11 protein-coding genes are annotated in these 15,008 nt (G+C 51.0%); 6 read left to right on the top strand and 5 right to left on the bottom strand.

Going from position 1 to position 15,008, the window contains the following annotated elements; all coding sequences use genetic code 11:
* Positions 1-110: 110 nt before the first annotated feature.
* Entirely contained in the window at positions 111-956 is an 846-nt protein-coding gene (locus D3P07_RS10720; RefSeq protein WP_182914263.1) for an ROK family protein, read from the top strand.
* 81 nt (positions 957-1,037) lie between these two features.
* On the opposite strand, the gene D3P07_RS10715 is transcribed toward D3P07_RS10720, so the two are convergent.
* From D3P07_RS10715 to D3P07_RS27780, 4 genes are all read right to left on the bottom strand, one after another.
* Positions 1,038-1,721, bottom strand: a complete 684-nt coding sequence (locus tag D3P07_RS10715; RefSeq protein ID WP_119800221.1) for a PspA/IM30 family protein — start codon at positions 1,719-1,721, stop codon at positions 1,038-1,040.
* An 89-nt stretch (positions 1,722-1,810) separates the two neighbouring features.
* The gene (locus tag D3P07_RS10710) at positions 1,811-3,142 is read right to left on the bottom strand and encodes an ABC transporter substrate-binding protein (RefSeq protein ID WP_119800220.1); all 1,332 of its coding nucleotides are present in this window, start codon (positions 3,140-3,142) and stop codon (positions 1,811-1,813) included.
* Positions 3,139-5,793, bottom strand: a complete 2,655-nt coding sequence (locus D3P07_RS10705) for a putative bifunctional diguanylate cyclase/phosphodiesterase (RefSeq protein ID WP_119800219.1) — start codon at positions 5,791-5,793, stop codon at positions 3,139-3,141. The genes D3P07_RS10710 and D3P07_RS10705 overlap by 4 nt, the downstream gene beginning before the upstream one ends.
* A 399-nt stretch (positions 5,794-6,192) precedes the next feature.
* Positions 6,193-7,929 (bottom strand): ABC transporter ATP-binding protein, encoded by a 1,737-nt coding sequence (locus D3P07_RS27780; RefSeq protein WP_310732549.1) that lies wholly within the window; start codon positions 7,927-7,929, stop codon positions 6,193-6,195.
* Between the two features lie 223 nt (positions 7,930-8,152).
* Here D3P07_RS27780 and D3P07_RS10695 point away from each other — a divergent pair, with 223 nt between their 5' ends.
* From D3P07_RS10695 to D3P07_RS10675, 5 genes are all read left to right on the top strand, one after another.
* Positions 8,153-9,595, top strand: coding sequence for an ABC transporter permease (locus tag D3P07_RS10695; protein WP_397334566.1), 1,443 nt, complete (start codon positions 8,153-8,155; stop codon positions 9,593-9,595).
* Between the two features lie 14 nt (positions 9,596-9,609).
* The gene (locus tag D3P07_RS10690) at positions 9,610-11,118 is read left to right on the top strand and encodes an ABC transporter permease (protein ID WP_119800217.1); all 1,509 of its coding nucleotides are present in this window, start codon (positions 9,610-9,612) and stop codon (positions 11,116-11,118) included.
* 131 nt (positions 11,119-11,249) lie between these two features.
* Positions 11,250-13,079: an ABC transporter substrate-binding protein gene (locus D3P07_RS10685; RefSeq protein WP_119800216.1), complete on the top strand. Its 1,830-nt coding sequence runs from the start codon at positions 11,250-11,252 to the stop codon at positions 13,077-13,079.
* A gap of 99 nt (positions 13,080-13,178) precedes the next feature.
* A complete protein-coding gene (locus D3P07_RS10680) occupies positions 13,179-13,637 on the top strand; it encodes a hypothetical protein (protein WP_119800215.1) in 459 nt (152 codons plus the stop codon).
* A 267-nt stretch (positions 13,638-13,904) separates the two neighbouring features.
* A complete protein-coding gene (locus D3P07_RS10675; protein ID WP_147384504.1) occupies positions 13,905-14,426 on the top strand; it encodes a hypothetical protein in 522 nt (173 codons plus the stop codon).
* A 42-nt stretch (positions 14,427-14,468) separates the two neighbouring features.
* Here D3P07_RS10675 and D3P07_RS10670 read toward each other — a convergent pair whose 3' ends face one another.
* Complete coding sequence (locus D3P07_RS10670) at positions 14,469-14,918, bottom strand: hypothetical protein (RefSeq protein WP_119800213.1); 450 nt, start codon at positions 14,916-14,918, stop codon at positions 14,469-14,471.
* Between the last annotated feature and the right edge of the window lie 90 nt (positions 14,919-15,008).

Below are 15,008 nucleotides of genomic sequence, written 5' to 3'. Positions count from 1 at the left end.
ATAGCAGCACTTCCTAATGGATGTAGAACAAATTGCCAAATATAACTTATATATGGTAGCATGTTATTCGAATGATTTCTAGCTTCGCAAGTTTAGGAGGAGTTATAAGAATGAATCCTTATGTAGGCATCGAGATTGACGGGGACCATATGGTCCTGCTCGCAGACACGCCAGAAGGCTTGCTGAAACATTCGGTCCCAACAGGCAAGGAGTGCGAGCTGGCACACTTGCAACGAGAGGTTGAGCTGTTCGTCCAACGCTTGCCTTATTCGCCGAAGGGAATCGGTATGGGGATGCCAGGGCTTGTCGTCGGACATGACAGGGTAGAACTGAGCCATGTCGTTCCTGCCCTGAATGGGGTCACAGCCGGTCAATTCGCTACCGCAGCGAACCTGCCAGTCGCCTTCATCAACGATGTGAAAGCGGCTACTTTGGCAGAAGCAGCACACCACACGGACCGCGATACCGTCGCCGTCGTCATGATTGACACTTTTATTGCATCCGGGGTCGTTGTGAAAGGAAATCTATTGCTAGGCGCAAAAGGCTGGAGCGGCGAATTCGGCTATATGGTCATGTCAGTGGACGGAGAGCCGAAACCATTAGATCTGCTCGCAAGCGGTTACGCGATCACGAATCAAGCTGGCGTGGACAGCGCAACAATCCGTCAGCTGCTGGAACAGAATGATGCGGCTGCCTTGGACACGGTGCACAAAGCCGGAACTTATCTGGGCTATTCTCTGGCGAACCTGATTCATCTGTACAATCCGGATGTGCTGGTCATCGGCGGCAGCACGCCGACGTACAAAGGATATATGGATGCGGCCATGTCCGCACTGGAAGCCCAGGCGCTTCCCGAACTGCGGAAGTGCTGCTCCATTGAGGCGCCAAGGGTACAGAGCCATTCTATGGCTTACGGCGCAAGGGAGTGGATACAGAAGCTCGCATCTGCTACATAAGAACTTATACCTTATCCTTACAACCACAACAAAAAGCCCGGCGTACGCCGGGCTTTTCTAATTCTATGCATCCCTGATCCCTTAGGACTTCTGTCCCTCGATCTCCGCTTTCAGCGCCGCAAGCTCGTCGTCGATTTCGGTATGCTTCGCATCCTTCTCGAGCTGATCGAACTTATCGTCGAGCGACTTGCCTTCGTTGGCAAGCTCGTATGCGGCGTCTGCCTGATCATGCATTTGCTTGATTCTCTCTTCCATGCGAGTGAATGTCGCACCCAGATTGTCCACACCGACGCCGCTCATCGTCTTATTGATGCGCTCTTGCGCTTTGGCCGCTTCGGCCTGGGCGATCAGCGAGCTGCGCTGCGTCTTCATCTCTTGAACCTTGGTCTTCATTTCCTTCAGCTGTGCACGCAGCTTATCCGCCGTCGCTTTCGCACGGTCATAGTTCACTTGAAGCGTGTCGCGCTTTTCCGAATGGCGCTTCTTGTCTGCCAGCGCATCGCGCGCTAGTGTCTCATTGCCGCTTGCCAGCGCTTGACGGGCCTGCTGGTCGCGCTTGCCGACGATCTCAGTCGCTTCCTGAAGCTCGCGCTCGAACCGCTTCTCCACCGCAATCTGCGAAGTAACGGCAGCCGTTACCTTCTCAATGTCTTCGTCCAGCTCACGCAGCACTTGGTCGATCATTTTCACCGGATCTTCCATTTTATCGATCGCCGCATTGACATTTGCCTTGCCTACTCTGAATAACCGCTGAAAAATACTCATATCCATTGCCTCCCCATTCCATCCATTAGTATACATTGTTATACGCTTCTGCCAGCCGTTTGGTTTCATTCGGCTCTACATTCCCTGTATTACCGAAGGGCAACTTCCTTCTTCTTCTGTTCGGCCAAATACGCTTTTAAGATGTTGATCTCTCTTCCGAGCGTTCCTCTAATTTCCTTCTCCGCTTCTTTGATGATCGCGTCTGCATTCCGCTCGCGCTCAATCCCCAGATTGATCACTTTGGACCATATCGCCTTGGCCGGTACATCGATCGGTGTCGGTACCGTCTCCTCCATTTGCTTGGCCAGCGTTTCATTCAAAGCGTACAGATTTTGTCCGCCAAAAAATTCACTCTTGCTCATCAGGCGCTCTGCTTGTCCTCTTGCCGGGTAATACGACGGCACGCTGTTGCTCTTAATCGCCTTCATGCTCCATTCCGTCACGCAATATTCAATAAAGGTATATGCCCATTGCTTATTGGCAGCTGACGACGGCAGCATGAAGCTTGAACTGTTGACCCAGCCGTATAGATTGAACGGCAGGCGCGTCTGCCTCCATAATCCGGCTGTCTCCGGCGCCCATAGCTCAATCTGATTGGCTGCCCATGTTCCCATATACAGCATAGCGGACTTGCCATTCTTAACCGCTTGCGAGCCAAACTGTGTCCATATGTCCGTTGATGATAAGAGGCCTTCATTATAAACGGTCTTCGCCAGTTCGATCGCCTTCCGGGTCGCGTCCGTATTTCGCCCGAATTCCATATTGTCCACGAACATCGGCTGCGAGCTGTCGTATATCTGTATGATATCCATCGGCCAAGCCGTAATATAGCTGTTGCTTTCTTTCAGCGCGCGCGCGATACTGAGCCAATTCTCCGGATTCTCCATATACAAGCCAAGCTCGTCTGGCTCTGACGGAAAGCCGTGCGCCTCCAGAATGTCTGCGCGATAATACGTCACCATCGGCGAGCTGCCCGATGGAAGCCCGATCAAAGAGCTGCGGTCGAACGACAGATTGCTATTCCATAGACTTTCGCTGAAGTCGTCTTCATACTGGCCAGCGCCATAATCCAGCAGATTCTCAAGACCCGTAATCGCGCTGAACTGTCCAAAGTGCTCGCTGTCGGCTATCATGACATCCGGCGTCTTCCCGTCTGCCATCGCCTGCTGGTAAGCGTTAACATAGGTGTCATTCGAAAAGATCTTCACATGCACCTTCACGTTAGGATGTTTGATCTGGAACGCTTCAACTATAGGCTCCCATCCACCATAATAGGACCAGAACTCAAGCTCTACCGGGTCCTTGGACATATGGATAGGCGTCGCTCTCAGGCGGTCCACAGCATCCTCCGGAGCTACTACAGCCTGATCACAAGCCGTCAGCGCAATTAGAATCGCAAAAACGATCAATATATTTCTCATCCTTCCGCCCCTCGTCTCTGAAAAGGTAAGCTGCGCATTTCGTTCCGGATGTAACGCTCGAATTGCTCGCTGCGAAGCGGCTTGCTGAAATAATAACCTTGCAATTCATCACAATGCAGCCCTGCAAAGAAGGTTCTTTCCTCCTCTGTCTCTATGCCCTCTGCCACAACTCTCAGCCCCATGCTGTGTGCCAGCTCGATCACCGCCCGTACGACGGCTGACTTGCGCGCGTCGTGCTCGGCATCCTTAATGAACGTGCGATCCAGCTTTACGATTGAGACCGGCAGACGCTGCAGCTGGCTTAACGACGAATATCCTGTGCCGAAATCGTCAATCGATATTTGAATGCCAAGCCCCCGAAGCTCAGACAGCATGTCAATGACACTATCCATCTGACGAATAAAGACGCTCTCCGTAATCTCGATGACGACCATATGAGGATCGATTCGCGTCTCTCTTAATATATCGACAATGCCTTCAACCAGATTACGCTGGTCAAAATGCTTGGCCGACAAATTTATTGAGACCGGCAACAACGGGAATCCTCGCTCCTGCCATTTTTTCGCTTGTCGGCATGCCTCCCTGAACACCCACATGTCGATATCCAGAATCATGCCCGAGGCTTCTGCCAGCGGAATAAACCTGGCGGGAGGAATAAGTCCGATCTCATGATGCTCCCAGCGCACTAGCGCCTCGAACCCAATCGTTGCCCCCGTATTCGGGCATACCTTCGGCTGATACACCAGGAAAAACTGCTTGTTCTCCAGCGCCCGCCGTATCCCATTCTCCAGATGCATCTTATCGTTCATGGATTGCTCCATTTCATGATCGAAGAAATGGTAGCTGCTTCTTCCCTGCTCCTTGGCCTTGTACATCGCCATATCCGCTTTCTTCACGATATCATCGATTGTAGAGCCATTCTCCGGATACAGGCTGATGCCAACGCTTGTCGTCGTATAGATAACCGATTCATTCAACTCGAATGGCATATTAAAGCAAGAGCATATCCGCTCCGCAAGCTCGACAGGGGACGAAGGGTCAACGTAATGGAGCACGAATACGAATTCGTCTCCGCCCAGCCTGAACACATGGCAATTATCCTCTGCAATATCGGTAAAACGGCTTGCTACCGCTTGCAAGAGAACATCGCCTGTCGCATGTCCCAGCGAGTCGTTAATCTGCTTGAACCGGTTCAAGTCTACAAACATGACGGCGAACTTCTGGCCGCTCTGACTGGAATCGGCCAGCATGGCCTCCAGCGTCTGCTGGAAGTGATGGCGATTCGGCAGTCCGGTCAAATTATCAAAGTAAGCCATGAGGTGAAGCTGCTCTTCCGAATTGCGCAGCTGTTGATTCATCCGCTCGGCATCCTGAAGCATCAACGATAAATTCGTGGACATATCCTTGAAGTTGTGAACAAGCGAGTCGATTTCCAGTATTCCGCTATTGGGCCACTCCAGCGGCACGCCTGTCTTCAGCTTGATCGGCAGATTCGTCGTGGAGCCGGCAAGCTGACGCAGACCGCGGCTTAGCCAACGATTGATGCCATAGGCCAATATCCCTGCCACAAGCACGCTGCCAAGGGTGTATAACAAATGATAGATATATTCAAGGAAGATCTGCTCCTTGAACGTCTCTACCGGCACACTTACCGCAATGGTGACTGGCACATTGTCCAGCTGGAGCCGATAGACATAATTAGCATCCCGCCATTGCTCGGTAGGCATAAGCATAATGTTCTGCTGCTGCGGCATCTCGATGCCGAAGTTGTCCGCGATTGGCTGTACGGTAGCCACCTTCTGATGGTCATCTTCCTTCTTCAGCGATGTGGTTGCCAGCAAGTTGTCGTGCTCGCCCTTCATCGAAATATCGAACAGCTTCTGGGAGGTATGCCGATTAATGATTTCGTTCAAATAGCCAATCTGTATCACATTATGGAGTCGGACACCCAATATATCGTCATCGTTCCACTGCGAGAGCTCATCGGATATGCTGGAAGCGGTATTGCTGACGGTCTGGAGTGTCGTGTTCGTAGAAGAATGATAGGAGTTCCAGCCGCTGATGATCATAATGACCAGAAACGGCAAGGCAACAATCGTAATCGACAAGTGAAATAACGCCCGGCTGAACGGGATCGGCTTATGCTTGTCCACATCGAGATTAAGCCATCTTCGAAGCGGCAGATAATCGACCAATATTTCCGATATGAGCGCATTGAACATGCCGTTGGCTGCTGTAACAGCCAGCAGAAGGATAAATTCAGTCGTGGAGAAAGGACCGGACAAATAACAGCCCAGCAGTGTAAGTGGCGTGCCCAGTATGATCCAGAAGGCTATCCCGGGCACAAGGACGGGAACCTGCTTCCTGCGCTGCCAGATCCCAATCCAGCAGGCTTCCACCAGGAAGATGACCATATAGAGAGGCGCATTGAAAAGAAGTACAGCAGAGCTGTAAGTGACGACCCCGGCGGCTAGGCCGATGCGAAGGCCGAAGAGACGAATAAGCAGGAGAAGCATAATATTCGTAAAAGCAAATGTGATTCCGTAAATCAATTGAAGCTGCTCCGAGGCGCTGATCAATGCCACTATGATAATGCATGCAATAAACAGCGTGCTGCGTCTGGTACGGGAGCTGTCTATACGTCTCAACATATGAACACGGCCCTTTCGAAACGAATCCTACACTAGCATATTTGCACCAGAGACTTCTCTCCTAAATCATACCATAAGTCGCTAGACTAGACACGGGTTATGTTCATCATGGGCAGGGAGATTATTCTATTATTTCTTGTTCAGGGATTCCTTTTCAAAGGATAGATTGCCAGCTTGCCCGACTGTTACTGTCCGCGGACATACAAACAGTTCCAGACCGATTGCAGTCTGAAACTGTTCTTTGATGCCAGTTGCTGTGTGGCACTACTATTTTATCTTATAGGGCAGTTCAAGCAGTTAACGTTGCTCTACACCGCTATCTTCATGTTTCTGCCCAATTGGTGCAATTAGTGGTGTGTGGCACAACTATTTCACCTATTGGGACAGGCCCCATATCGCTTAGCCGTTTGCAACAGCTACCCAATGTCCCTTTGTTACTTCTACAAATTCAGAGCGCTCCAGTCCGTAAGGATCGGCTTTGGATGCTTCGGCATTCAGGATCAGCGTCTTCTGCGACTCCACTTTCGGGTCCGGTACGGGTATGGCGGACAGCAGCGACTTGGTATAGTCGTGAAGCGGATTGGCATACAGCTCCTCGCTCTCCGCCAGCTCTACAATCTTGCCACGATACATGACCGCAACCCGGTCGCTAATATGCTTCACCATCGACAGGTCATGCGCAATGAACAGATACGTTAATCCCAGTCGCTGCTGAAGCTCCTCCAGCAGCTTCACGATTTGAGCCTGAATCGAGACGTCCAGCGCCGATAGCGGTTCGTCGCAAATAATGAACTCCGGCTCGACGGCAAGCGTCCGCGCAATGCCGATCCGCTGGCGCTGGCCGCCGGAGAATTCATGCGGGTAACGAAGCGCATGAGAGGCGTTCAGGCCGACCATCTCCAGCAGCTCCTCCACTCGCTTCTGCCGCTGTGCCTTGCCCGTGGACATGCCGTGTACGTCCAGCGCTTCGCCAATAATATCGATGACGCGAAGCCGTGGATTAAGCGAAGCATACGGGTCCTGGAAGATAATCCCCATATGGCGCCGCATCTTCTTCATCTCGTTCCGGTTCAATTGATGGAGCGGAATGCCCCGGAAGAGCACCTCGCCGCCAGTCGCCTCGTGAAGCCGAAGAATCGTTCTGCCAGTCGTAGACTTGCCGCTGCCGGACTCGCCTACAACGCCAAGCGTCTCCCCTGCCTGAATATCGAAGGTGATATTGTTGACTGCTTTGACGATCTGGCCCTTGCCCAAATCAAAATGCTGCTTCAGCGAACGGACCTGCAGTAGCGGCACGTCATCCTCCTGATGGATAAAGCTTGGCACCGCCTTAGGCTTCTTCTTCTCGTCCAGACGAGGGAGCGCGTTCAGCAATCTGAGCGTATAAGGATGCTGCGGATTGGAGAAGATCTCCTCCGTCGTCCCCGTCTCCACGATCTCGCCTTCCTTCATGACGACTACGCGGTCACACATCCCCGCCACCACGCCAAGGTCATGCGTAATCAAGATAATGGATGTGCCAAGCTGATTCTGGATATCCTTCATCTGTTGAAGAATTTGGGCTTGTATCGTCACATCCAGCGCTGTCGTCGGCTCATCGGCAATCAAGAGGGCCGGTCTGCATGCCAGAGCGATCGCAATCATAACCCGTTGGCGCATGCCGCCGGAGAACTCATGCGGATATTGATAGTAGCGCGACTCCGGGTTCGTAATGCCGACCAGCTTCAGCATCTCGATCGCTTGCTTCCGCGCCTCGGCCTTACCCAGCTTGCGGTGCTTGATCAAGCTCTCCTCGATCTGATTGCCGATCCTCATAGTCGGATTAAGCGAGGACATCGGGTCTTGAAAGATCATGCCGATATCTCTGCCGCGGATCGCCTCCATCTCGGCATCCGACTTGTCGGCCAGATTCTGTCCTTTAAAGTAAACCTCTCCGCCCTTTACCATAGATGGCGGCGAGGGCAGCAAACGCATAATAGTGCGGGCGGTCACGCTCTTGCCGCTCCCGGACTCGCCTACGATGCCCAGCGTCTCTCCTTCCTTCACATCGAAGCTGACGCTGCGGACAGCCTCTACTTCCTTGTCACGCGAATAGAAGGAAACGGATAAATCATTAACTTTTAATAATATATTCATGTTGTCACCTGCATTGTTATGATTTTCCATTATGAATAAATGGTTTCGGTCATCGTTAATCCATCGTTATTCTTCTCTATTTCATATTATATAATGTATAATATAGATTGTGTATTTACCAATAATAAGAATGTTGACTTTTCGAAATCCTTAAAATAAAATCTACTATATCGATCGGAATAATGCAATTAAAAAATCCTGGAATGAAAAGGAGCGGAATTGCTTGATAGGGCACGCCACTACAACCGGCAACGGCATGGCTGATCGAATCGCCGCCGTTTATCGCAAAATGTTACTACATCCGACCTACAGGCTGCTCTTATTGCTTGCGGGAGCGCCCGTTTCCGCCATCGTATACATCTTCTATCAATATCGCAGATCCGCTCAGGGTTACCGCGGTGTGATCGATCATACGAGAAACGAACTGCTGCAATCCGGATATCGGGAAAAAGTGCTGGCAGAGGCGAAGGACCAGCTTCAGAGGAAACACCGGTTCTTCGGCAATACCGTCAGCGACAAGCATATTGAATCTGAAGCAGCACGAATCGCTGATAAGAAATTCGAAGAGCGGTTGAGTGAGCGTCTGCAAGCAAAGCTGAGCAGCGAGGATGGAAGGCAATACTCCTTCGGTGATACGTTCCAACAGCTTATTCAGCAGCCCGTCTTCTTCGCTTTATCATTGATTATCGGTTTTCCGATGTACCTGCTTATGGCGGTGTATGCCAATCCTTATCTGAAATATATTGCGGAACGCCTAATCATGGCGATCTTCGTCATATTCGGCGTTGCGTTCGTCGTATTCACGATTCTGTACATCTCGCCAATGAATCCGGCCACCAATATTTTGGGCGAGACGGCAACCGCTGAACAGATCGCTGCCTTCAATCACTTGTATGGACTGGATCAACCCTATCTCGCCCAATTATGGAATACGATTAGGGGCATACTAACGTTTGACCTGGGCAAGTCGTTCGCGGGCAATGAATATGTATCGACCGCCATAGCGAACAAATTCCCGGTTACGCTGACGCTGACCGTTATCTCGACCTTGATCGCGGTGCTGATTGCATTGCCTATTGGTATCATATCGGCTACGCGGCCAAATTCATTTTTTGACTACACCTTTATGTTCATTGCTTTGCTCGGGCTTTCCATTCCGAACTTCTGGCAAGGCTTGATCTTTATTCTGAACTTTTCAATCAAGCTCTCATGGCTGCCTGCGACGTACAACCCGGCCAACTGGCTATCGGCCATTATGCCAATCGTCGTGCTGGGGACAGGGCTAACCGCCGCCGTTGCCCGGATGACCAGATCCTCTACGCTTGAGGTTATCCATGAGGATTACATTACAACTGCCAAGGCGAAAGGCCTTGCACGCAGACATGTGCTTTGGAAGCATGCTGTGGGCAACGCCTTGATCCCGATTATTACCGTCATCGGCCTGCAATTCGGCGCTATGCTTGGCGGTGCAGCGGTGACGGAGAAAGTATTCAACATTAGCGGTATCGGCAGCTACATTGTTGACAAGCAATTTATTCCCGACATCCCCGCTATTATGGGCGGCGTTGTCTATACGGCAATTACGATATCGATCGTCAATGTCATTGTCGATCTTCTGTACGCCTTCTTTGATCCTAGAATTCGGTCCAAGATGAAACAATACTAAAGCAGGTGCTACCCGTGAGAAATTCATCCATCACCAAGCAAGAAATACGCTTCAGGCTGAAGTCCAGCTCGGAATACGGACAAGCCAGCTTCGCCGGCATCGTATCCCTGGCACTTGCCATTGTATTGCTGCTGAACAGCTATTCGCCTGCCGAAGGAAGCTTCAAGTCTGCCGTGCTTGCTGTAAGCATCGTTTATTTGTTCTTTACGCTGCTGCAATTCGCGGCTTGGTATCTCATTCGCAAAAACTTGATGGAAACAGGCGAAATCAAACGCTCTACAAGGGCGCTTGGCTATGTGCTCATGCTCAGCCTTCTATCTGCGAACGTATTCGTAGCGACTACAGCCTTCCAGCTAGTCAAGCGGAAGAAGAACGCCTCTTATACACTTGCGGTCTATATGCTCATCACAACGCTGCTCGTATTCGCCGTATCTGCGCTGAACGTATTCAAACCATATGTGGCAGACAACTTTATTCTTGGCATGCTCTTATTGATCGTTTCCGCTGTTATTCAGTTAGCCGGCTTGCTCCTTGTTGCAAAGTATGGCGATCGGGATGTTCTGCCTCGCTGGCTGGGACTTATCGCACTATTATTGATTCTGACTTCCTTATCAGGCAATCTGTTCGCGCTTGGCCTTGGGCTTCTGCTTCTCTCCAAGCTGCGCGACAGAGACTATACATCCGGCTCCAAGCTGGGCGATGTGGTTGAGAAGCTGTCCAGAAGCTCCACTTCCATGCTGGGTCTTATGTTCATCCTGTTCCTGATGACAATATCCATTACAAGCTATTGGACCTTTGACTACAGCATGGCGATTAACAACAATTACAGCAGTATTCTTCAGCCGCCCAACCTGGCTCATCCGCTCGGTACGGATAATTTCGGCAGAGACCTGTTCTCTCGCATCGTGTTCGGCGCCCGAATTTCCCTTATTGTCGGCTTGCTGTCCACACTCATTCCCGTCATCATTGGCGGCGCGCTGGGTGCAATCTCGGGCTACTACGGCAAGCAAACGGATAACATCATTATGCGCGCGCTGGATATCCTGTATGCGATTCCCGGCTTCCTGCTGGCAATCGCGATTATTGCAGCTTTCGGCGCCAGCACCGTGAATCTGATCATCGCGCTTAGCGTAGGGGCCATTCCGACCTATGCCCGGACGATGAGAGCGAATGTCATGCTCGTCTCGACACTGGAATATGTGCAGGCCGCACGAGCCTTCGGCTCAAGCGACCGCATCATTCTGTTCAAGCATATCGTCCCGAACTCGATCGCTCCCATGATTGTCAAGTCTACGCTAACGATCGGAACGGCCGTCATCTCGACGAGCAGCCTCAGCTATCTTGGACTCGGCGTTGAGCCGCATATCCCAGAATGGGGCAATATCTTGAAGCTGGGCAGCGCTTATCTGGAGACGCATGCGTTCACCGCGATCTATCCGGGGCTTGCCATTATCGCGCTTGTGCTTTCGTTCAACTTCCTTGGCGACGGCTTGCGCGACGCACTGGACCCTAAGCTCGACTAGAGCGGGGATGCCTTAACCTTTCGTAACCTCATTCATGTTCCATCGACTTCTACGTTTCGAAACCAGGACCGGACGATGAATGAATGTGAGTTAACATACACCATCTTTATATACTGCAGGAGGGGAATACCATGAAGAAACAAGGCAAATTTGCCGTACTGCTGCTGCTTAGCCTTATGATTGTACTTAGCGGCTGCACCCTGTCCACCAAGAACGACACCAACGAGGTTCCGACTCCGACCGATGGCGAGCCTGTTGTAGACGGCACTCCGGTAACGATCGAGCTGCTCGGCATGAGCTCGAATGAAGCGGATCTCAATATCGTCCGCGACCAACTGACGAAAAACGGCTTTAACGTCAAGCTGAACATGCAAGCTGACTACGGCAGCTTCAAGGCTCAACAAGACGCTGGCAATTATGATATCGCCCTGTCCAGCTGGACAACCGTAACCGGCAACCCTGACTATGCGGTCCGCTCCCTATTCAAGACTGGCGGCGACTACAGCATTCTGGCGGACTCCGAGATCGACGCATTGGTCGACAAAGCTTCGACCCAGACGCCTGAAGAGTTCCAAGCGACTTACAAGGAGTTCGATCAGAAGCTGGTCTTCGACAAAGCTTATATCGCTCCGCTGTACAGCTCGCTCAAAGCGCAAGCTTTGAACCAAGACGTGCTGAATCTGGACTCTGTCCGTATCTCGAAGTCCCGCTCCCTTCCTTGGGAGGATGTAAGCTTCAAAGATACGTCGAAGAACGCAACCGAATCCCTGGTGCTGCAATCGACTATGCCTACACTGACGTCGCTTGACCCGATCAAAGGAAACGACGGCTCCATCAACATCATCAACACCAATTTGTACGTTCGTCTGCTCAACCTGACGGATGACGACAAAATTACATCGGAAGGCTCCTTGTCCTACAACCATGCCATTGCCGATGGCAATTCCGATTACTACTTTATCCTGCGCGACGACATTAACTTTGCACAGATCAAAGACAAAAAAGCAGTTGATACAGGCGAGCGCGTAGGCGCGGACGACGTTATCTTCGCTCTGAACCGCGCGAAGGACAAAAACTCCGTACCGGATCACCGTACGTACACGCTGCATGAGCATATTCAAAACGTTGAAGTTGTAACAGATATCGCTGCCCTTGATGGCGTGAACGTGTCTGGCGGAAGCGACAGCGTAAAAGCCGCTCTGGAGAAAGGTCTTCCAACCAAAATCTCCGAGCTTGTAGGCGACAAAAACCAAGCAAGCACAAAAGACGGCAAGTACCAAGTCGTGAAGCTGACAACGACAGTTCCGTTCCCTCAGGTTCTGAACTATCTGGCTCACCAATCGGCCGGTATCGTATCCAAGAAGCAAGTGGAGAGCATCAACACGTACGACGTTGAGAAATTCGACGTGAACAAGGACATTCCTTACGGCGACCAAAACACGGTAACGGAAGGCAGCCAGTACAACAATACGCTGTACACAAGCGGTCCTTACATCCTGTCATACAAAAACGATTACGAAGCCATCTTCCTGAAAAACCCGGCTTACATGACTGGCACTGACCATGAGCCGAACATCAATAACATCAAAATCCGCTTCATCAAAGACGCTGACAGCGCGCTTGCCGCACTGCGCAGCGGAGAGATTCACCTGTTCTACGGCATCAGCGAGACGAAGTTCGACGTTGTAAAAGGCGACAGCAAGCTGGCTCTCCAAACATTGCCAAGCAACGCGGTTTCGTATCTGCTGTTCAACACGAAGAACCGTCCGGTAGCGGAGAGCGCGGACCTGAGAAAAGCCGTTCTCTACTCCATTAACCAAGACGAGTTCCTGGCTTACTACGGCGGCAACAAATTCAAAGCTGTATCCACGCTTAGCCCGCTCGTGAATACGGGTCTTGAGCTGAAAGCCGACGCGGCTAAAGTGAAAGAGCATCTGAACGCATATAAAGCAAGCAAATAAGAGGCAAGAGCATGGAAAGAGACTGCATCCGTCATCGCTGATGGCGGAGAGGTCTCTTTCTCCTATAAGCCTACAAGTTGATAAAGGAGCGATACGAACATGGGAAAAGGAACGAAGCCAGAGGCGAAGCTGTCACAGTGGGACGCGCTTTCACTTGAATCGCTGAAGACACAAGGCTGGACTGACGAAGAATTGATTACCCGCGTTCTTGAAGGCAATCTGCCAAAGGACGACAGCAAATTCAAATTCGATTATGCCGGACTGGCCGCACTCGCGGCAGAGCAAGCCGAGACCTTTACACAAGCCGTTCGTGACGGCTATCAGATCAAATACAATACCATCCGCGGCATTCATAGCTGGATCTTGATCGTATTCGGACTAGAAGCGGAGCTGGTGCTGGAGTCTGGGGCCGAAGCGGTCATCGCTTCCTTATCAGAGGAAGAAGCAAGCCGCCTGGAATCCGTCCTTTCCTTCGGCTGGACGCTGAACCTGCAAGAGAATGACGCTTCCGCAGCCGAGGGCAAGCAGCTATATAAGATCGTGCCTGTACAGGGCTAACGATTCTCCTACCCATTAAAATGCTGATTATAACCGGACAACCTGCGGCAAATGCAGATGTCCGGTTTTTCATTCCAGCCATAACCATATTCTTGAAGCTATGCTATACTGATTTTTAAATGCTATCAAAAGGAGTGTCGTACCATTTCAGGATTTGCGCTCAGATTAATAGGTTATTTCTTAATCTTTTTATTTTGCTTCTGGTTAACGTCAATCGGAACACCCAGACCTTATGTCTACATCATTCTTATTGTGCTCGCGGGCTCCTTGTTCGTCCCGTTCTTCTACGCGCTGCTGCGGGAGACCCGAATCGACCGATTGGAGAAATTTTTAATCAAGCAACATAAAAATCCGGATCTCTATATCAGTTATTTGATGGCCAACAACCGGACAGCTGAAGCCGAAGCTTTGCTGGAGAAACTGATAGCCAAATATAAGAGCCCTGCCCGAAGAGCTTTGTATACCGCTATGTATGCTGCGCATCAAAAAAATACAGATGCAATCAAAGCGGTACTTACTAACATTCCAGCCGGACAATACCGCTCGTATTATGAAGCAGCCGTTCTTATCGGGGAAGGCCATCTGGAGGAAGCCCGCAGCTTGACAGCTGCCGTAGCCAAGCCATGGATGAGAAACAGCCTGTTATCGGAGATCGAGCGAGCCAAGGGCAACCGGCAAGAAGCAATCGCGTATGCCCGTCAAGCTTGGCAAGGCTGCAAAGGCGTGCAGCGTTATGTCTCTTACAAGACTTATGAGCGTGATCTGCCTGAAGCGCTCGCCATTACATAGTGAATACCCAACAAACAACCGCCTGTGTTCAGGCGGTTGTCGCTATTCTATGGGGATCACAGAGTCTTCCCTCTTCTGTCTCCGGCTCAGCCAGAATCCCAGCGATACTGGCAAAGCAAGGTAGAACGGATAAGCAATCGTCATCGCAATGATGATAAGTCCTGTTACAGGAGCCGGCCGGTCTCCTTGGTGAGTCTCAGGAAACAGCTTGGCAAACACGGACACAAACATCACAAAATACGGGACCCACAGTAGCAGGGACCAATAAGTAGAGGCTCTGCCCTCCAGCCACTTCCACACCATAAATGCAATTAAGATTGGCGCCAGCGCCGCTAACCCGATATTGATTCGTTCTACACCGTCTACAACCGCGCCAAGCTCCCACTCCCCTATTCTGCTTATGCGATACACATTCACCATTAATTCGGTGCTTATAAATATCAATGCGCCCAATATGGCGCTGACTGCGTTCAATTTCCAGAAATACTTCATCCGCTTCCCCCTTCTCCCTTTGCCGCGTATATAGGATGCAAGGCCAGGTACCCAGCGATGCTGTCATTCTGTCCATCCTATCTCCTACAG

It is taken from the genome of Paenibacillus sp. 1011MAR3C5 (assembly GCF_003591485.1).
Classification (GTDB): Bacteria; Bacillota; Bacilli; order Paenibacillales; family Paenibacillaceae; genus Pristimantibacillus.
The sequence above is the reverse complement of the archived record's forward strand: the minus strand, read 5'-3'. Positions and strand labels throughout refer to the sequence as shown.